The organism is Pseudoalteromonas sp. T1lg88, assembly GCF_002964765.1.
Classification (GTDB): Bacteria; Pseudomonadota; Gammaproteobacteria; order Enterobacterales; family Alteromonadaceae; genus Pseudoalteromonas.
On record NZ_PQCF01000032.1, the window covers coordinates 152,727 to 172,359 of the forward strand.

General features: G+C 51.9%; 13 protein-coding genes and 1 pseudogene. 9 read left to right on the top strand and 5 right to left on the bottom strand.

Going from position 1 to position 19,633, the window contains the following annotated elements:
• The gene (locus C2M34_RS12335) at positions 1–1,164 is read right to left on the bottom strand and encodes a Gfo/Idh/MocA family protein (protein ID WP_105258959.1); all 1,164 of its coding nucleotides are present in this window, start codon (positions 1,162–1,164) and stop codon (positions 1–3) included.
• Between the two features lie 204 nt (positions 1,165–1,368).
• Between C2M34_RS12335 and C2M34_RS12340 the strand changes: the two genes are divergently transcribed.
• Positions 1,369–2,094, top strand: a complete 726-nt coding sequence (locus C2M34_RS12340; RefSeq protein WP_105259290.1) for a helix-turn-helix transcriptional regulator — start codon at positions 1,369–1,371, stop codon at positions 2,092–2,094.
• A 16-nt stretch (positions 2,095–2,110) separates the two neighbouring features.
• Here the strand turns inward: C2M34_RS12340 and C2M34_RS12345 are convergent, their stop codons facing one another.
• Both C2M34_RS12345 and C2M34_RS12350 read right to left on the bottom strand, forming a co-directional pair.
• A complete protein-coding gene (locus C2M34_RS12345; protein WP_105258960.1) occupies positions 2,111–3,013 on the bottom strand; it encodes a BadF/BadG/BcrA/BcrD ATPase family protein in 903 nt (300 codons plus the stop codon).
• Complete coding sequence (locus tag C2M34_RS12350; protein WP_105258961.1) at positions 3,000–3,740, bottom strand: copper homeostasis protein CutC; 741 nt, start codon at positions 3,738–3,740, stop codon at positions 3,000–3,002. The genes C2M34_RS12345 and C2M34_RS12350 overlap by 14 nt, the downstream gene beginning before the upstream one ends.
• Positions 3,741–4,105: 365 nt before the next feature.
• On the opposite strand from C2M34_RS12350, the gene C2M34_RS12355 reads away from it, so the two are divergent.
• Positions 4,106–7,096: a TonB-dependent receptor gene (locus C2M34_RS12355; protein ID WP_105258962.1), complete on the top strand. Its 2,991-nt coding sequence runs from the start codon at positions 4,106–4,108 to the stop codon at positions 7,094–7,096.
• Positions 7,097–7,204: 108 nt separating this feature from the next.
• Positions 7,205–10,051 (top strand): discoidin domain-containing protein, encoded by a 2,847-nt coding sequence (locus C2M34_RS12360; protein ID WP_105258963.1) that lies wholly within the window; start codon positions 7,205–7,207, stop codon positions 10,049–10,051.
• 56 nt (positions 10,052–10,107) lie between these two features.
• Here the strand turns inward: C2M34_RS12360 and C2M34_RS12365 are convergent.
• A pseudogene (locus C2M34_RS12365) lies at positions 10,108–11,261 on the bottom strand (chorismate mutase).
• A 456-nt stretch (positions 11,262–11,717) separates the two neighbouring features.
• Here C2M34_RS12365 and C2M34_RS12370 point away from each other — a divergent pair.
• On the top strand, positions 11,718–14,723 hold the full coding sequence (locus C2M34_RS12370; protein ID WP_105258964.1) for a bifunctional diguanylate cyclase/phosphodiesterase: 3,006 nt from the start codon (positions 11,718–11,720) through the stop codon (positions 14,721–14,723).
• A gap of 45 nt (positions 14,724–14,768) precedes the next feature.
• Here C2M34_RS12370 and smrB read toward each other — a convergent pair whose 3' ends face one another.
• Positions 14,769–15,332 carry an endonuclease SmrB gene (gene smrB / locus C2M34_RS12375; protein WP_105201016.1) on the bottom strand — a complete coding sequence of 188 codons (564 nt, stop codon included), beginning with the start codon at positions 15,330–15,332 and terminating at the stop codon, positions 14,769–14,771.
• 87 nt (positions 15,333–15,419) lie between these two features.
• Between smrB and prmB the strand changes: the two genes are divergently transcribed.
• The 5 genes from prmB (at position 15,420) to C2M34_RS12400 (ending at position 19,535) form a co-directional block, all read left to right on the top strand.
• Complete coding sequence (gene prmB, locus C2M34_RS12380; protein ID WP_105213033.1) at positions 15,420–16,355, top strand: 50S ribosomal protein L3 N(5)-glutamine methyltransferase; 936 nt, start codon at positions 15,420–15,422, stop codon at positions 16,353–16,355.
• A gap of 41 nt (positions 16,356–16,396) precedes the next feature.
• A complete protein-coding gene (gene aroC / locus C2M34_RS12385) occupies positions 16,397–17,497 on the top strand; it encodes a chorismate synthase (RefSeq protein ID WP_105201018.1) in 1,101 nt (366 codons plus the stop codon).
• An 85-nt stretch (positions 17,498–17,582) separates the two neighbouring features.
• Positions 17,583–18,137 (top strand): elongation factor P hydroxylase, encoded by a 555-nt coding sequence (locus C2M34_RS12390; protein ID WP_105258965.1) that lies wholly within the window; start codon positions 17,583–17,585, stop codon positions 18,135–18,137.
• Positions 18,127–19,257 (top strand): ATP-NAD kinase family protein, encoded by a 1,131-nt coding sequence (locus C2M34_RS12395; protein WP_105258966.1) that lies wholly within the window; start codon positions 18,127–18,129, stop codon positions 19,255–19,257. The genes C2M34_RS12390 and C2M34_RS12395 overlap by 11 nt, the downstream gene beginning before the upstream one ends.
• Entirely contained in the window at positions 19,257–19,535 is a 279-nt protein-coding gene (locus C2M34_RS12400) for a YfcL family protein (RefSeq protein ID WP_105258967.1), read from the top strand. Before C2M34_RS12395 ends, C2M34_RS12400 begins: the two co-directional genes overlap by 1 nt.
• The last annotated feature ends 98 nt before the right edge of the window (positions 19,536–19,633 follow it).

Here is a 19,633-nt window from a genome sequence, read left to right on the forward strand (position 1 = left end):
TTAGTGATCCATTGTGAAAGGGTGCCACTTGCTGTCTTGCTTAGACGCTGCAACGGCATTGTAAATAAACGCCATGCCACGAACGGCCTGGTCGATGCCGGGTACATCAAATGCCTCGTTACTCGAAACCTGACCCGCCTTGTACGCGCTGATCTGCGCCGCAAAGTTGCGGTAAATATTGGCAAAGGCTTCGAGGTAACCCTCAGGGTGGCCCGCGGGAGTACGCAGTGCCGTCATGGCGGCCTCACTCAGGGGGCCTACACCAGCACGCAACAATTGCGCGGGGGCATTATGGGGGCGAAGCCAGAGACTATTGGGGTCCATTTGTGCCCACTCCAGGCTGGCATGTTCACCATAAATGCGCAGGCGCAGATTATTTTCCTCGCCGACAGCGATTTGGCTGGCCATTAGCACGCCTTTGGCACCATTATTGAAACGCAGTAACACGGTGCCATCATCATCTAAGGCGCGCCCCGGCAAAACCTGGTTAAGATCGGCACAGAGCTCGGTGATGGCCAGGCCACTGACATACTCCACCAGGTTGGCGGCATGAACGCCTATGTCACCCATACAGCAGCTAATGCCAGACGTGTTGGCATCCAAGCGCCACTTCGCCTGTTTGCCTTGTTCATCCGCCGCTTGCGACAGCCAGCCCTGAGAGTATTCCACTACCACCTTGCGAATGGCGCCAAGCTCACCGGAGATAACGCGATGTTTGGCCTCTTTGACCATGGGGTAACCTGTGTAGGTATGGGTCAAACCGTACAGGCTGGTATTTTGTTCAAGCAAGTTAGCAAGCTGTTGTACTTCAGCAAAGGTGAGAGTAGCAGGTTTATCCGAGAGCACATGGAAGCCGTGTTCGATGGCCATTTTAGCCACCGGGAAGTGCAAGTGATTGGGCGTGACGATGGCGATAAAGTCGGCGCGTTTATCCGCCGTTAGCTGGGCTTCCCCCGTGATTAGGCTTTGATAATCCCCATAGCAACGCGCCGGGTCCAGGCCGAGTGTTTGTCCCGTGCTTAGGCAGCGCTTTGGATCTGAACTAAAAGCGCCGGCGACCAAGTCTATTTGCCCGTCCAGGCGAGCCGCAATACGGTGTACCGCGCCGATAAAGGCACCTTCGCCACCGCCGACCATGGCCATTCGAATTCGTTTGATACTCATCTAATATTTCCTATAAGCAGGGTGCTAGAGCTCGGGTGTAAAACAGGGTTGAAAAACACCGTGCTTATGAGTTTAGTTAACATCGTGTTATCGATAATAGGGAAGTGGGCTGCTTGGGGGATAATAAAAATTCGGTTGACAATGCAACAAAATCGGCGTTTACAATAAAAGCACGAGCCCCTTAATTTGAGTATGCGTAAGCCCATGGAACGTACCGAATTTCTACATAAAGTCGGCGTAAATCAATTGATTGCTGCTTTTGATCTGATCCCCGATATTCTTTTTTGGGTAAAGGACACCGACAGTAGAATCCTGCATGGTAATCAACACTTTATCGAGCACCAAGGGTTTAGGTCTCTCGACCAGATCCTGTTTAAAACGGACTTCGACTTTTCCCCTAAACACTTGGCGTTTCAGTATGTGAATGACGATAAGCGGGTGATGCAGGGGTATGTGGTGACCGACCGCTTGGAGCTGAATTACACGGACAGGGGAGAGCTCGGCTGGTTTTCTACCTCCAAGCATGTGCTAAAAGATGAGCAAGGGAAGATCATCGGCACCTATGGCGTAACGCGCCATTTGCAAAAAACGTCCAAGGCTTTGTCGCATGTGAAGGCCATTGAGGCGCCGGTGGAGTATATTCGCAGCCATTTTCATCGCCATATTGGCATCGAAGAGCTCGCCGAGTTGGCGCACCTATCGGTGAGTGCGCTGGAGCGTCGCTTTAAAAAGCATCTGGCAAAAACGCCCAACCAGTACATTAACGAAGTGCGCCTTGAAAATGCCCGCAAACTGCTGGTGGAAACGCAACTGCCGGTGTCGCAGGTGGCGTACCAATGTGGCTTTGCCGAGCCCAGCTATTTCAGCAAACAATTTAAGCGCCTCTTTGGTGATGTGCCTTCCAAGCTGCGGGAAACTATCGAGGGTTAGATTCTGCAAACAGACCCTAACCCCCCAGTCTATGGTGCAACAACGCAATCGCGCCACTTTCCGGTGTTGCCTGCATGGGGGTGAGCAGGTCGCGGTGTTCATCGCTGAGCCAGGGCTCGAGTGCATGAGCAACGCCGCCCATCAAACAGATGCGGCTAAAGCCTTGATGTTGTAAATGGTCGATATAGCGAGATACATAACAAGCGGCTTGGCTGAGGAGCGCTTTCCCCAAGGCTTCATGGCCATGACTAAACACCAAAGGAGCAAACTGGGCAAAATAGCCCGGCGTGGCATTAATGCTTTGCGCCGTAAGCTCTCCTGCGGTGTTGCAATGGGTGTATTGCAACAGGGCGTCACTCAAGGGGCATGAAACTTTTAGACCATCCAGTACCTCCAGTGTATGGCGCACCAGGTTTAGCCCTAACCAGGCACCGCTGGCGCCGTCGCTTAGCAGCAGCCCGTGGCCGCCAAATTCAAGCATCCGGCCTTGGTCTATGGCGCCGGCACAAAATCCTGTACCGATAATGATCACCGCGCCCTTAGCGGCTTGATGAGCGCCGGCACAGGCGATATGCATATCCGTGGTGATATCCAAGCGTGCAAATGGATGTTGCCATTGCATCATTTTGTTTAAGGCCGATGGCACTGAAGCCCCGGCCAAGCCTGCACAGGCATGGATGGTGTTTAATTTCTCAAGAGGCAAATCGGCGTACATCAAAGCACGCACAGCAGCCTCGGTGATCGATTCTTGGGCCTGATTGAAGGAAGTTGCTATGTTGGCGGGTCCCGATGTCGCTTCGGCGAGGAATAAGCCATTGCTATCTTCAAGGCGCACCTTGCATTTACTGCCACCGCCATCAATACCGAGATAAAGCCTGGGAATGCTGGGCGTTTGCGTATCCTGTTTAGTCTGTTGCATCTAGTATTGCCTCGAGAGCCGAATGTGATACCTGGTCTTGCGCCTTGTGTACGCCGCCGTAACTGTGCAGTGAAAGAGGGCCGCCTTCACGCGCTAGGGTTTGCCAAAGGGCTCCGGCATTTTCCGCCGTTACCCCGCCGCCTGCGACCACTTCAATACGGCCGCCGGCATGCCTTACTAATGCCCGTAGGCGTTCTATCCCTGCCGCAGCGCCCAGGCCACTTTGCCAGGGAGTGCCGCTGCTGAGCACCCGATCTAACCCGAGGTTTATCAGGGTATCCAGGGCGTTGAATTGATTGTCGATGGCATCAAAAGCACGATGAAAGGTGCATGTGAGTTCAGCTTGTTTAGCCTGTTTCACCAGGGCCTGTACTACTGGAGCGTCTACTTTGCCCGCTATGCTCAGGGCGCCAAAGACGACCCCAGTGGCGCCATGGGCGGCGGCCGCTTCTATGCTGTTAAGCATCTGCGCTAAGGTTGACGTATCCACTCTAAAGGAGTGGGTATTGGGGCGGATCATCACAAGTAGCTCGGTATTTGCCGTCACTAACTCACCGGCGAGTGCCATGGCCTGAGTACTCGGTGTGGTGCCGTTTTGGGCCATGTTGGCGCACAACTCAATGCGCCGAGCACCACTGTTGCACACCACAGCAAGGTTCTGTCTAAGCATCTGAAGATTGTCCGCATTCAGACAAACTTCAAGAATTTTACTATTGTCGGCGTTCATTGATCCCCCTTGCTGTGTTTTTTCTTTTTGTCACCGTTTCAATCTCATTTGTTTTTTAATCTTATAAATCCTTTTTAATCATTTAGTTACCTTTCCCATTTTGATTCTGGGTTAGCCATTCTTATAGGGCGAGCACTATAAATCAGGCCGTAGTTAATTGGATCTTTTTTTAGTCTATACGCCGATTTTGTCTTAGAGCTCACCGAATTTATATTATCGCTCCAACTGGTCATGACTCTATTCTGTGGGCAAGTTTTACAAACTATTAACTTGTGAAAAGTAAGGCAGTAATAGGAACGTAGGCGACATTTCTCGTCAGTCTTTTGTTTGGCGAGCAACAATAAGAAAGATACTTGGAGACTGAAATGGCCAACAATAAGAACAACCGACGAGGCGCGGGTCATGCGCAGCGGTTCACAAAGTCTGCACTGTTTTTAGCAATGATGGCGGCGGGAAATGCAGCCTATGCCGACCCCAGCGTCGAAGAAGACGAAGATAAAAAAGAAATAGAAACCATCGAAGTGCGCGGAATACGTGCTTCAATGGCAGAAAATATGGCAATTAAACGCCTGTCCAATGCCATTGTCGATGCCATTACCGCCGAAGACATAGGCAAGTTCCCAGATAAAAACGTAGCCGACTCTTTGCAGCGAGTTCCCGGTATCGTTATCTCTCGCAGCGGCGGTGAAGGGGAAAACGTTAGTATTCGCGGTTTGTCATCGGATCTGACCTTTACCCAACTCAATGGCAACTTTATCGCCTCGTCTCCGGGCTCACCGTCACGTTCATTTAGTTACTCCTTACTGCCCTCGACCATGGTGCAATCCGTGGAAGTATTTAAGTCCTCAGAGGCGCGCTTAGATGAAGGTGGGGTGGGTGGGACCGTGATAATCCACAGCCGTAAGCCATTGGATATGGATGCCAATTCTGGAGCCCTAAACCTCGAATACACCTATGCCGATGTCACCGAAAAATACGAGCCCAACTTCAACGGCGTGTATTCATGGAAAAATGATGAGGAGAACCTGGGTGTGTTAGTCGGTTATTCTCGTCAGGACCGCACCAACCGCTCGTTAGGCGGAGATATGAGTGGCGGCGGTGGCTGGCGCTGGGCTACCAGCTCAGATCTACCTGCGGTTGATACCCAGGGCAATGAAATTACCGACAGCAGCCGACGTTTCGCCGCCTTAGAAGATGCTTATGGCAATGTGTATGACGGCGTCTGGGCGCCTCAGGTTGCCGGCGTTGGGGTAACCAAAGAAAAGCGTGAGCGTGAAGGGATTCAAACCACCTTGCAGTGGCTACCCATGGATACCCTGGAGCTGACCTTTAACTACTTCCATTTTGAATTGGGCCAGGACAGAACCACCTCGCAAATGTGGATCCCGGAATGGAAATACAACCCCAATCACCTGGTTGGGGTTGAGCTTGATCAGAGCGGCACCATAGTGACGGGCATGGACTTTACCACGGGCGCCGGTGGCACCGAGGGAAATATGGAATTCCCCTGGATTATAGGTAGTTATACCCTTGAAGAAGACACCTCAGACACCTATGACTTCGGCTTTGAATACAGCGGCGACGTCTATGACTTAAAAGGTAAATTTGGTCGCACCAAGGCCAGTGGAGGCCCGTCTGAATCTTGGCGTGCGGCGTACAAAAGTGGCCAGCCCGCCGGTCGCAGTGATTCCGGCCGGGTGGAAAATGCAGCGGCCTTTGCCGGCTGGCGTTTGGGCGATCGCGTCTCCTTGTATACGGATCCAGCCCTTCTGGATAACCTGCTGGGGGGTGTTGCCGGCGACCCGGATCCGGGCTCGACCGGCTCGAGTTATATCGTCAGTGATCTGGAAGAAGATTATGGGCAATTGGATTTTAGCTACCATTTGAGCTCGGGTTGGGTTGATACCCTGCGGGTGGGGGTGAAACACCGTAAGACCAGCTTGCACCGCGAAACCAATAACACCTTCTTTATCACGCAAGAGGGGGCGGCGGGCATCGCTAACGGTACACTTGATCCATTTAGCCAAGGTGCCATCGACGAGGTTTCCTACCAGTGGATCGGTGGTATGCCAAACCTGGAAGATGTGCTTAATAGCCGTTCAGAGCAGAACATTCCCGGCGGCTTTGATGTTAACGTCATGCCCACCATTAACTGGGACAAATACCGCGACCTAGTCACCAGTGAATACGCCAAGTACACCCGCAAAGAGCCGGATTTTGTCTTTGATATCCAAGAGAAAATCACCGCCGCCTATGTGCAGGCGGATTTTTCCTATGAAAGCCTGCGCGGCAATGTCGGTGTCCGTTACGTAAAAACCGAAACCGATATTATGTCTTCGGACAAGATCAATTTCTTCCTGGACGACATTGATGATGTCACTCAGGAAGACATCCTTGGTGAGAGCCGTTTACTCGATGTGGAAGAAACCATTGGCCGCACCTCCACCGACCATCAATTCTTACCCAGTTTAAACCTAGTGTGGGATGCCTCCGACAACCTGGTGCTGCGCGCCGCTGCGGCGAAAACCATGTCGCGCGCCCCATACAACGATCTAGGGGCTCCGGAGCAACTGACCTTTATCTCTCAGGAGTGGGCCGACGATCGCCTGGAATTCCGTGGTAACCCGGTTGAGCCGGGCTGGCAGGGCTCAGGTGGTAACAAGGATTTAAAACCCTATGAGTCGGTGCAAACGGATATCTCCGCAGAATACTATTATGGGGAGGGCTCTGCGGTTGGTATCGCGCTGTTTAACAAGGACGTAGATAACTTTATCGTGCCCTTGATTATCACCTCGGTACGTCCTTTTGACGGTTTTACCAACCCCAATACCGGTGAGATGATCGTGCCCGAAGGGGAGATCACGGTGACTCCCTTTACCACCACGGCAAACGGTACCAATGCTACCTCGCGCGGTATTGAGATATTCGCCCAGCACGCCTTTGAAAATGGTTTCGGCATTAACACCAACTACACCCTCAATGACACCAACCAGGCGGATGTCAGTGTCGATGGTGAAAAGGTCGGTGAGTCTGCTCTGGTGGGCAGCGCCGATAACCAGTTCAACTTCTCAGCTTACTTTGAGAACGATACCTTCAGTGTTCGCGCTTCCTACAACCGTCGCGGTAAAACGGCCCTTGGCCTTGCCGATGGCTTGACCGTCTACCAGGAGCCCTACCAACAGGTCGACTTAAACGCTTCCTATAGCTTGATGGATAACCTGTCCTTTAGCGCCTCGGTGATCAACTTGACCGAGGAGGAGCCAAGAACCTTTTATGGTGAGGACAGCAAGGCCAGGTTACGCAGCAGCAGCTACAGCGGTCGTCGCTACTATGCCGGCTTAACGTATCGTTTTTAATTAACTCATTATGTGACATGCGCATCTAGGCCCAGCTGGCTGGCAAAAATAAAGAGCAATAATGCCCAGCTTCGGGCGGTGCGCATCAGTAAAGAACAAGGTAGCAATATGAAAAAGTCTAATTTTATCAAAGTGACATCGGTGCCCTTGGTACTGTGCACTGTGCTAAGTGGCTGCGGCGGCAGTGATGATCCTAACCCTCAAGACGTCCCGGTTACTGCGGCAAGTACGGCCGCAGAGCTGGCAGGCTCAGTGGTCAAAGGGACCTTAAGTGGCGCGCAGATAAGTGTGGCCAGCCTAAATGGCACCGAGCTTGGCATCGATGCCGAGGCCATGACGGATACCCAAGGGGAGGTGTTTTTCACCGTCACGGGAGCACCAGGATTTGGTATTAATACCACGGTGAAGGTTACAGCCAGCACCACGGCTCAATCGAGTATGGTGTGTGATGCGCTCATGTGTGGCGATGCGCAAATTGCCCAAGAGCTAAGCGGTGAGACCCTTGTCGGTGCGCAGCTAAGCACCTTGGCTCAGGTGAGCGTGCCCTATGGCAATCAGGCCGATGGTGAGGCGGATGCAAGCATGCAGGTCAACGCCCTGACCACCTTGGCGACGTTTTTGGTGGAGCAGGAAATTGCCAACGGTCGCAATGTCTCCAGTGCCGAGTTGATGGCGCTGGCGCAAGCGGATATGTCAGCCTTACTGCTGCGTATCATGGGCTGGCAAACTAATAACACCAATGTTTTTGAAACGCCCGTGGTCAGTGCCCATAGCCTGGCAAACTTTCAGGGGGCCGAGCAATGCGAAACCAATGAGGCCGGTGAGCAGCAGTGCCAGACTCCATTAATCGATGAAGCCAGCATTAAGTTGTCATTGCTCAATGCCGCCTTTGCCGAGCTGAATATCGGCGAAACCCTCGCCGCTAATTTGAGTGCTGCACAAGCCGATATCAGTGCGGCCTTGGCGGATGATGCCGAGGCGCTCGAGCGTTTTCGCCAACGTCTGTTCGATGCTATTGAACGGCATCCCTTGAGCGCCGAGTTAGGGTTCAGTGGTGCGTCTATTGTTGATTTAACCTTGCCCTTGTTTGATGAGGCAAGTAGCACAGGGCCGCTTAAGGAAGTGAGCACGGTGCAAACCATGTTGGATGCCACCATCAGTGCCCGCAATGCCATCAGTGATGCGGAAAGCGCCGATAAGGCATTCGATAAAGACGTACAAACCAAGTGGCTCGACCATAATGATTGGCAAGGTGCGCCAAGTGTAGAAGATCCGTCCTGGGTGCAGGTGGACTTTGCCACGCCACAGGCGATCAGCAGCGTATTCATTACCAGTGCCAACGATGCGCCGGCGCGCGACCCGGAAAACTTCGATATTCTGGCGTCCAACGATGGTGGCCAGAGCTGGCTAACCTTAGCTACCGTTGTCGGTGCCACCTTTGATGAGCGTTTTGAGCGTCAGGAATTTGCTTTTGCCAACGCTCAGGCGTACGCCAGCTACCGTATCAATATCACCAAGAATCAGGGCAATGATGGCTTGCTGCAACTGGCCGAAATCGATTTTGTTGGCCCCGTGCATATGAGCGTGGACCACAGTGATGATCCACAAGCGATCGCCTCGGCGCGCAACAGCATAGGCGATGCAGAAAACCAGGATAAGGCCTTTGATAATGACCCAACCACCAAATGGCTGGATCACAATGATTGGCAAGGTGCGCCCAGTAACGCGGATCCGTCCTGGATTCAGCTCGACCTTAGTGCTCCAAAGGCGGTGAATGAGCTGGCCATTACCAGCGCCAACGATGCCCCGGAGCGCGATCCGGAAAACTTCTCGCTGCTGGCGTCCAATGATGGCGGTGAAAGCTGGATAACCCTGGCAAGCTGGGTCGGAGAGGCCTTTGATGAGCGCACCGAGCGCCGCACCTTCGCCGTCGCCAATCAACTGGCCTATAGCAGCTATCGCCTGGAAATAAGCAAAAATAAAAATAACGATGGCCTCTTGCAGCTTGCTGAAGTGGAGTTGATTGGTCCCGAACTTGAGGGCTTGGATCACTCTGTGAGCGATGGCGCCACCTACAGTGCCCGCTTTAGTATCAGTGACTCAGAAAGCGCGGCGCAGGCCTTTGACCGAGATGTGAGCACCAAGTGGTTAGATCACAATGACTGGCAGGGTGCACCCACCGAGGAAAACCCGGCGTGGATCCAGGTGCAGTTGGCCGAGGCGCAAGCCGTGAATGAGCTGATGATCACCAGTGCCAACGATGCGCCCGAGCGTGACCCGGCCAGCTTTTCGTTGTTGGCATCGAACGACGGCGAAACCTGGCTGTCATTAGCGAGCTGGGCAGGGGAGGAATTCTCCGAGCGCTTAGAACAACGTAATTTTGCCCTGAGCAATGGCTTGGCCTATTCACATTACCGCCTGTCGGTAAGTGCCAATGCCAACAATGATGGCCTGGTGCAAATTGCCGAGGTGGGCTTTATTGGTCCCCAGTATCAGTTGCAGGATTTAACTGAGCTGCCTGGCACCCTCTATAGTGCGCGCTCTAGTATTGGCGATGGCGAAAATCAGGATAAGGCCTTTGATAATGACCCAAGCACTAAGTGGCTGGACCATAACGACTGGCAGGGCGCACCAACGGCTGAAAACCCTTCCTGGATACAGGCCGATTTTAGTGTCCCTCAGGTGATCAGTGAAATCGCCATTACCAGTGCCAATGATGCTCCAGAGCGGGATCCGGAAAACTTCAGCCTGCTTGGCTCCAATGACGGCGGCGAAACCTGGGTGGAAGTGGCATCCTGGGTCGGCGAGAGCTGGGATGACAGACTACAACGTCGCGCCTTTAGCTTTAGCAATGGCTTTGCCTATAGCAGTTATCGCGTGAGTATCAGTAAAAATGCCAATAATGATGGCCTGGTACAAATCGCGGAAATCGAGTTAATTGGTCTTGCAAATTAACCTGCCCACAATGCAAAAGAGCCAGAAGTCATAACTTCTGGCTCTTTTTATAGGTGTTAGTTTACTTCCACCGCCTGCAGTGAATCGCTTTGATAGCACCCTAGGATGCGTACAAACTGGGTATGATCTTTTAGGGCTTCAAGAGCGCGTTGCACCTTGGGTTCGGCCAGGTTGGCAATTAAATCCACATAAAACACTTCTTCCCAGGGGTTGCCCGGAACCGGACGTGACTCCAGTTTCACCATGTTAATGCCATGCTCCTTGAACACCATGAGCGCATCAGCCAGCGAACCCACATGCTGCTCCGTGGCCATAATCAATGTGGTCTTGGTCGGTATTTGTGTTGAAACCTGCATGGCTTTACGCGCTACAACAATAAAGCGGCTGTGGTTTTCACTTTGATTGGCAATGCCGGTTTTTAAGACCTCCAGACCTAAGTGCTTGCCGGCTTCCGCAGAGCCGATGGCGGCACTGTTATCACAACTTAAGGCTGCCTTCATGGCGCTGGTGGTGGAGTCACAGTTTTCCAGTTGTACTTCATTTAGACCTTGAATAAAGCGACTGCACTGGGCAAAGGGTTGGGGGTGGCCGTAAAGCTTGGTAATGTCGCCCAGCTCGGTGCCGGGTTTAACCAAGAGGCAGTGCTCCACCGAATGGGTGACTTCGCCAACAATGGAAACCTGGGCGTGCTGGAGCAGGTCGAATACCTCGTTGATGCTGCCCGAGCTGGTGTTTTCAATTGGCAGTACGCCGAAGTCGGCTTGGCCTTTTTCCACCGCGCCGGTGATTTCATCAAATTGGGCGCAGCCCATCTCGACCAGTTTACCGGGACGGCGACTGAAGTATTTGTGCACCGCCAGCTGGGAGTAGGAGCCTTGGCCGCCAAGGTACGCCACCCGATTGGTCTCGCCCAGTACCTCTGGGTTGAGGTTTTGCTGCAACATGGCTTGCTGGTGCAGTACCGAGTCTTCGAGCACCCGCTGAAACACGCTGTTGATATAGTAGGCATCCAGGCCGACGATTTACCATAGCTTATCAGCTTTTCCAGTAACTCCTGCTCTCGCGCTTCATCGCGAATGGGCTTGTTATTGGCGATTTTATATTCCACCACCGAATGGCTGATTCGGCGGCGTTTTGCCAATAAAATCAACAGCTCAGAGTCTATTTCATTGATGTCTCGGCGCAGTGCCAGGAGCGTATCATTGGTCATTATTAGGTTTCCTCATTCCCAAAACGAAAAAGGCCTCCCGTTTGGGAGGCCTTAGCATGTGTGTGAATCTCACGTACTCGCTCGCGCCTCCCTAACAAGGGTGGTAGATAAAGAAGCGAAAAAATACGAAAGAGATAATGTTCATGACTTCAATCTACTGGCTTGGGCGGTTAAAAGTCAATAGGCCTATGGTGGTTATTTGGTAATTATTTGCAGGTTCATCTCTCCTAGTCATTATCGCCTAGTAAACCTTATAGAATGCAGACTAAGGCATTAATTTATTTGGGTGTTTATTCCGCAAAAGACTATATTATTCTTGTTGTTAATTCTTTTATCTTAGTTGTTACAAGGTTGGCTGATAATTAACGCCAAAAGAGCTATACATAAACGCTGTGACTGTTATATTTGCTAGCCAGCTAAAATAATAAAAACCAGATACTTAAAAAAGGATCGGCTGTGGTCTATAGGCGTCCGCCATCGCGATTTGGCATACACTCGCTAAGCATAAAGCTATCGGTATTGATCTCAGCTATATGCTTGATCGCCGGTATTTTTGCTGCCGTGTTTATGCTCAAATCCGAGCAAAAACAATTGATGCTCCAAGAAAATGAGCAACTGACCCAATACAATGCCCGATTTAGTGGTCAATTTGGGCAATTAATTGATAGTAAAATCAATATTGCCGAACAAGCTAATGCGGTGGTGGCCAGGGAGTTGTTTTCTGGCGAGCTTGAGCGCAGTGCATCGACGCCGCATTTTATTAGCAGCGATGAGCCTCTCCTGCGCAGCAGTACCCGTGATGGCGTGAGCGCTGCGGTAATGCCAAAAGCCAATTACTCTCCTTATTATCAACAATTATTTACCCATTCCGAGCAACTTTGGCGGGTTATTTCGCCAACTTTGCTGCAAGAGTTTGCCAATTTTTACTTGTTAACCGCCGATGGTTTTATTCGTATTGCCCCTTCAACCTGGGCTATGGAGAGGCCGGATAATTATCGCACCCATGATGCGATTAATTTCAATCGTGTTGGCCCAGAACCAAACCCCAATAGGCTTACGCTATGGACACCTGTGTATTACGACGCTGTGAGTCGCAAATGGGTGGTCAGCATAGTGACGCCCATTTATCAGAACAATGAACATCTAGCCCTAACCGGCGCCGATATCGAACTTAGCAGTTTGCTGCGTTTCTTGCCCATGGACGATAAGCAACAGCAAGTGTTCGTGGTTGATGGCCAAGGCCAGTTGTTGGCCCATTCGAGCCTGGATGAGGCAACATATCAGCGTTACGGCCGTGAGGGGCGGGTGCTGCGCCTGTCCGACTTTATTACCCCCCAACTGGCGGAGTTAGTCGGCAAGACCTTGAATTCAGAGCAGTCGACCATGAACGAGCAGTTTGAATATGAAGGGGATCAGTACCTGGGCACCATGAGTAAGCTTGAGGGTCTCAACTGGTATGTGGGCATGTATCGTAAGCAATCGAGTGCATTGGAAGCACTTGAGGCGTTACAGATTAAATTCTTAGCACTTTTTATTCTCTACCCGATTTTGGTCGCCTTGTTGTTACATCAGGCTCTATATCAACTGGTGCTGCGCCGTATTCATCTGCTTGTAGATGCGGTCTCCAGTTTTGCTAAAGGCAAGATGGACACTGAATTTCCTCCCGAGGGCAAGGACGAAATAGGCGTACTCAACGGCTCTGTTAAAGACATGAGCGTGGAGCTGGCCAACACCATCACCGGCCTTAATCAGCGTATTAAAGAAAAAGACATTGCCGAGCGGGCCGCCAATCGTTTGTCCAAGGCGGTGGCGCATTCTGGCACCGGGGTATTGATCACCAACTATCAGCTGCAAATCGAATATGTAAACCCGAAAATGCTGGAAATGACCGGCTTTAATGAAGAGCATTTTACCAATGGCAAATTACTCAACGTGATAGCCAAGGAAATGGCAATCTTTAACGACGACATCGAATACGATTTGCGCACCCGCAATTATTGGCGTGGCGATACCATGTTGGAGCAAATAGACGGCAAGGCGCTGTGGGTGTCTCTAAGCGTGTCACCTATCCGCGATGAGGAAGGGGGCGTAAGCAGCTATGTGGTTTCGGCGCAGGATATCTCCTTTGTGAAAGAAAGCCAGCGTAAAATGGAACAACTGGCCTATTTTGATACCCTGACCGGTCTGGCTAACCGCACTTTCTTCCGCATGCAGCTGCGCAAGTCCATGGCCCTGGCCGAGCGTGGTCACTACGCCTTTGCATTGTTTTATTTCGACCTTGATGAGTTTAAGCGCATTAACGATACCCTGGGCCATGACAGCGGTGATCAACTTCTGGTCGAGGTGGCCAATCGTTTGAAAAATCGTTTGCGTACCGAAGACACCATAGCCCGTCTTGGTGGCGATGAATTCGCCGTGCTGCTCAGTGGTATTGAAAGTCACGAGCGCGCTAGAAACGTAGCCCACACCATACAGCACACCTTGAATCAGCCCATTACCCTGGGCAATAACGAGGTGATCGTCAGTGCCAGTATCGGCATTACCATGGCGCCGGATGACAGCAGTGAGGAAGACCAACTCCTTAAACATGCGGACCTGGCCATGTATGAGGCCAAGGCCAAGGGCAAAAACACCTATCACTTCTATTCCAGTGAGCTTAACGCCGCCGCCAACGAACGCCTGTATATTGAAAACGAGCTACGCCAAGGTATTCGTGACAGCCAATTCCATCTGAATTATCAGCCTCAGGTTGATAGTCGCACCGGCAAGGTACTGGGTTTTGAAGCCTTGATCCGTTGGACGCACCCGACACAGGGCGCCATTTCGCCGGTGAAGTTTATCCCTATCGCCGAGGCCACGGGCTTGATTGTTGAGCTTGGCGAATGGGTGCTCCATGAAGCCTGCAGGTTCTCCGCACGCCGCGCCCAAGCTGGGCTTGAAGCAAATGTTTCGGTGAACTTATCGGTGCGCCAGTTCCAAGATGCCAATTTGATCCCTAGTCTTGCCAATATTCTTGCGCAGACCAAGGTGGCTCCCAAAAATCTGCATTTGGAGCTCACAGAAAGTATGCTGATGGGGGATGTGGGTACCGCCATTTCTCAACTGCATGATATTAAACGCCTGGGCGTGTCGATTTCCATCGATGATTTTGGCACTGGCTATTCATCGCTTAACTACCTAAAACGCTTCCCTGTTGATGTGCTTAAGATTGACCGCTCCTTTGTCCAGGATATTCCGGATGATCCGAACGATATGGCGATCACCGCGGCTATTATCGCCATGGCGCAAAAGCTGAATCTCAATGTGGTGGCCGAAGGCGTGGAAACCAAGGAGCAGATGGAATTCTTAAAAGCCAATAACTGCTTTGTGGTGCAGGGGTATTACTTTAGCCCGCCGCTGTCGGAACAGGCGGTGGCCGAGTTGCCAGAAGTTATTTCCGGCTGCGAGGCGACGACCGAGTAAGGGCGTTCAAGGGGCTCTTACGAGCCCTTTGCTATTGGCAGGGCACTACAGTAGTGGACTGATATCCACGGGTAGGTCAATCAAAATTAATAAGGCACCCTTGCCACCGTATTCCAGCGGCGCCTGGTGCATGGCAATAATATCCGGATGCTGCACAAGATATTGAGGTACCTTGTGCTTTAATATGCGCTCGCCAATGCCATGTACCACACAGGCGCAGGACACATGCTGCTTTTTGCAGGCACTGATCAGCGCCGCCAGTTCCAGCTTCACCGTTTCCTTGCTCATGCCGTGGCAATCCAGGATAAGCTCAGGTGCATAATCCCCGCGACGTAACTGTTTAGCCAGATACCTGTCTTCACCTTCTTTGACATAGCTGACCGTACCCTGGGTATCTATATCGGGAATGTACTCATCGGAAAAGTAGAATTCGGTTTTGCTTTGGCGCTGCACCTGTTGGCGCTCGCCTATGTGCTTTTTTTGCCCGCTTGTCAGACGCACTGTGTCGTTTTTCACCCGCTTGGTCGTGCCTATGCTTTGGCGAAATAAATCGATGTCGTCTTGTGATAGTTCGGCGTTGTCCGAACTCGGAGATTGGTGTTTTTTCATGGCCGAGATTTTAGCCAAAAAAAGCGTAAAAACCTAGCGCTAAACACGCTACAATGGCGACATTATTAGCTGAACTAGCAACAGAATATGAACGAAAACCTTATTAGCGACGCTGAACTGCAAGAAGCTCAGCAGGAATTGCATAGCATTAGTGATTGGCTACGCTGGACAACCAGTCAATTTAGCGCCCATGGTATTTACTTTGGCCATGGTACAGACAACGCCTGGGATGAAGCGGTGGCACTTATTTTACCTTCACTGCACTTGCCTATGGATGCGCCGCAAAACCTGCTTGGCAGTCGCCTGACCAGCAGCGAAAAAGCACATTTGAGTGCGCTTATCGCCAGACGCATTAATGAGCGTACGCCAGTGGCCTATTTGACTAATCAAGGCTATTTCGCTGGCATGCCGTTTTATGTCGACGAGCGAGTGTTGGTACCGCGTTCGCCTTTTGCCGAGCTGATCAGTGAGCAATTCTCTCCTTGGATTCAACACCCAGAGCAGATCACCCGCGTACTGGATATGTGTACCGGCTCAGGTTGTATCGCCATTGCCCTTGCGCAGGCCTTTGACAACGCCTTGGTGGATGCGGTGGATATCTCCCCGGATGCCTTAGCTGTGGCCGATATCAATATTCAGGATTACCAGTTAGAGGATAGAGTCATGCCGATTCTGTCCGATGTCTTTAGTGGCGTCGGCGATGAAAAATACGATCTTATCGTTGCTAACCCGCCTTATGTGGACGCCGAAGACATGGCTGACTTGCCAGAAGAATTTCATCACGAGCCCGAGCTGGGTCTGGCCTCTGGTGAAGACGGCTTGGATGTAACCCGTGAGTTACTGGCCAAGGCTTCTGCCCATTTGACCGAGCAGGGTTTGTTATTTGTTGAAGTAGGCAACTCTATGGTACATATGGATATGCTTTACCCCGATGCGCCCTTTACCTGGTTAGAATTTGAACACGGTGGCCTTGGGGTATTTATGATTTCGAAAGCGGATCTTGACGCCTACTTTGGGCAATAAGACTCGCTGACTTTTCGCGCCATTTGGAATGAGGATGAAATATGGCAGGTAATAGTATCGGGCAGCTGTTTCGGGTGTCCACATTTGGTGAGAGCCACGGCCCCGCCTTGGGTGGGGTGGTCGATGGTTGTCCCGCCGGTTTAGAGCTTGATGAAGCGGATTTACAGGGCGATTTAGACCGCCGTAAACCGGGACAAAGTCGCTACACCACGGCGCGTCGTGAAGAGGATAAAGTGAAGATCCTCTCTGGCGTGTTTGAAGGACAAACCACGGGTACCAGCATAGGTTTGTTGATTGAAAACACAGATCAGCGCTCCAAAGACTACAGCAAGATCAAAGACGTGTTTCGTCCTGGTCATGGTGATTACACCTATTGGCACAAATACGGTATTCGTGACTATCGTGGTGGTGGCCGCTCATCGGCACGGGAAACCGCGATTCGTGTGGCCGCCGGTGCTATTGCCAAAAAATACCTTAAGCAATTCCATGGCATAGAAGTCAAAGCCTGTTTGTCACAGCTTGGCCCCATTAAGGCCGAGCAGTATGACTGGGCACAGGTCGAGCAAAATGCGTTTTTCTTCCCAGATAGCAGCAAGCTTGATGCTCTGGACGAATATATGCGCGATTTGAAAAAACAAGGCGACTCTATCGGCGCCAAGGTCAAGGTGGTTGCCAGTGGCGTTCCCGTTGGTTTGGGTGAGCCTGTGTTTGACCGGCTCGATGCGGAGCTGGCTCATTCGCTGATGAGCATCAATGCAGTTAAAGGCGTGGAAATCGGCGACGGCTTTGCGGTAGTCGAACAAAAGGGCTCTGAGCATCGCGATGAGCTGACTCCCGAAGGTTTTACCTCTAACCATGCCGGCGGCGTGCTCGCGGGCATTTCCACCGGTCAGGATATTGTTGCCAGTATTGCCCTTAAGCCAACCTCCAGCATTACCGTGGTGGGGCAGAGTATCAACACCAGCAATGAAGCGGTGGAGATGATCACCAAGGGTCGCCACGACCCCTGTGTCGGCATTCGCGCCATTCCCATTGCCGAGGCCATGATGGCCATCACCCTGATGGATCACTTATTGCGTCAACGGGGGCAAAACCCTGATGTGCAACTTGAGCATGGGCCCATCCCGGGGCAAAGAGCCTAACAAAAAGCGCAGCCCCTAGGCTGCGTTTTTACTTTAGCGACCAAAGCCCGTACAATCGCGCTGTGTTTTAGATTTCCCCTTAGTTATGCATCAGGTTGACGAACTCATCACGCTCTTTGAGCGCACATTTTTTGCGAGCCATAACACCCGCTTGGTACGAGGCGATATTGAGCCTATTTATCTGCCCGCCGATGACGAGTGCGACTTTCATCGCATCGTTTTCGCCCACGGTTTCTATGCCAGTGCCCTGCATGAAATAGCCCATTGGCTGGTGGCCGGAGAGCGCCGACGTCAATTGGAAGATTATGGCTACTGGTATTGCCCCGACGGCCGGGATAAGGCGCAGCAACATGAGTTTGAAAGTGTCGAAGTGCACCCACAGGCCATTGAATGGGCGCTGTGTTTGGCCGCCGGTTTTACCTTTAACGTCTCCGCCGATAATCTAGGCGGTGAGCAGACCTGTCGCTTTTCCTTCCAAAAGCGGGTCTATGATAAACTCCAGACCCTGATAGAGCAGGGCTTTAATGAGCGCACTGAGCAATTGCTTAAGGCGCTGGCACAAAATTATGGTCAAGCTTATCCGCTGCGCCGAGAGCAGCTACAATGGCAACCTCCAAAGGAACTAGATTATGCAGTTTAAGCTGGGTTTTATTATCAATCCTGTAGCCGGCCTAGGCGGTTCGGTGGCTCTAAAGGGCAGTGATGGCGCCGATACCGCGGCCAAAGCCATGGCCCTTGGGGCCGAGCCCAAAGCGCATCTGCGTGCTCGCGCGGCGCTTGAACAACTGGTGCCTTATCAAGAGAATTTAACCATCTATACCGTCAATGGCGGCATGGGGGAGCAGGTGGCCCGCGATCTTGGCTTTAATGTTGAGGTGGTGTACCACAGTGCTAGCCCAACTACGGCACAGGACACAGAGCATGCGGCGCAGTTGCTTTGTGAGCAGGGCGTTGACCTTATTTTGTTTGCCGGCGGTGATGGCACCGCGCGCAATCTTTGTCATGCCATTGGTGAGCGAGTACCTGCCTTGGGCATTCCCGCCGGTTGTAAAATTCACTCCGGCGTCTATGCCATCACCCCCAAAGCGGCAGGCCGTGTGGTGGAAATGCTGGTCAAGGGCGAACTGGTCACCCTTAGTGAAAGCGATGTGATGGATATAGACGAAGACGCTTTTAGGGCCGGAGCGGTACGCGCCAAGCGCTATGGCGAGCTGCGGGTGCCAAGCGAGTTACGTTATGTGCAGGCGGTGAAGAATGGCGCCGGTAAAGAAGTAGACGAGCTGGTGCTTGCCGATATCGCCGCCTATGTGGTCAGCGAAATGGACGAAGACTGGCAATATATTATTGGCTCTGGCTCAACCGTGGCCGCGGTAATGGAAGAAATGGGCCTGGACAACACCCTGCTTGGCGTTGACCTGGTAAAAGACCAGGAATTAATTGGCCGGGATATGACGGCGCAGCAGTTGCTCGAGGCCTGTAAAGACCAGCCGACTAAGCTGGTGATCACCCTGATAGGTGGTCAGGGTCACCTATTTGGTCGCGGCAACCAGCAATTGAGCCCGGCGCTTATTCGCGCCATAGGCAAAGAGAATATTATCGTGGTGGCGACCAAGAGCAAGCTACAGGCCCTTGAAGGTCGGCCACTGATTTGTGATACCGGCGACAGTGCCCTGGACGACGAATTATCCGGTTATATCCAAGTAACCACAGGTTTTAATGACCACGTGCTCTATGCCGTGGGCCACAATGAGGAGCAGTAATGCCTTATTCAAACTATGTAGACGCGGCACAGCGTTTTTTTGACGACCTGGTTGAGCATGCCGATGACGACCAGCTTTTTGCCGGCGGCTATTTGCGCGGTCACTTTGATTTGGCCGTGGGCTATGCCCAAGTAGAAAACCTGGCTCTAAGCCCAGCAGAGCTAAACGAGCAAATCGAGCAGAGCCTGGTTAAGGCCTATCATAATGGCGAATTAACCGACACAGATCGCGACCATGTAGTGGTGATCTGGGAGCAGGTGAAAGCCCTGGCCAGCTAAGAGCCAAGGATTTCTAGTTTACAGGCATTAGTTCGTTCTAATGCTTTAGCATGTAGCCTTTATGTTAATTTTCAAGTAGGCTGCTTGTTGTTATTCAC

Excerpts from the sequence above, each read along its gene's own strand:
- C2M34_RS12335 (WP_105258959.1), bottom strand. The coding sequence starts at position 1,164 with ATGAGTATCAAACGAATTCGAATGGCCATGGTCGGCGGTGGCGAAGGT.
- C2M34_RS12340 (WP_105259290.1), top strand. The coding sequence starts at position 1,369 with ATGGAACGTACCGAATTTCTACATAAAGTCGGCGTAAATCAATTGATT.
- C2M34_RS12345 (WP_105258960.1), bottom strand. The coding sequence starts at position 3,013 with ATGCAACAGACTAAACAGGATACGCAAACGCCCAGCATTCCCAGGCTT.
- C2M34_RS12350 (WP_105258961.1), bottom strand. The coding sequence starts at position 3,740 with ATGAACGCCGACAATAGTAAAATTCTTGAAGTTTGTCTGAATGCGGAC.
- C2M34_RS12355 (WP_105258962.1), top strand. The coding sequence starts at position 4,106 with ATGGCCAACAATAAGAACAACCGACGAGGCGCGGGTCATGCGCAGCGG.
- C2M34_RS12360 (WP_105258963.1), top strand. The coding sequence starts at position 7,205 with ATGAAAAAGTCTAATTTTATCAAAGTGACATCGGTGCCCTTGGTACTG.
- smrB (WP_105201016.1), bottom strand. The coding sequence starts at position 15,332 with ATGAAAAAACACCAATCTCCGAGTTCGGACAACGCCGAACTATCACAA.
- prmB (WP_105213033.1), top strand. The coding sequence starts at position 15,420 with ATGAACGAAAACCTTATTAGCGACGCTGAACTGCAAGAAGCTCAGCAG.
- aroC (WP_105201018.1), top strand. The coding sequence starts at position 16,397 with ATGGCAGGTAATAGTATCGGGCAGCTGTTTCGGGTGTCCACATTTGGT.
- C2M34_RS12390 (WP_105258965.1), top strand. The coding sequence starts at position 17,583 with ATGCATCAGGTTGACGAACTCATCACGCTCTTTGAGCGCACATTTTTT.
- C2M34_RS12395 (WP_105258966.1), top strand. The coding sequence starts at position 18,127 with ATGCAGTTTAAGCTGGGTTTTATTATCAATCCTGTAGCCGGCCTAGGC.
- C2M34_RS12400 (WP_105258967.1), top strand. The coding sequence starts at position 19,257 with ATGCCTTATTCAAACTATGTAGACGCGGCACAGCGTTTTTTTGACGAC.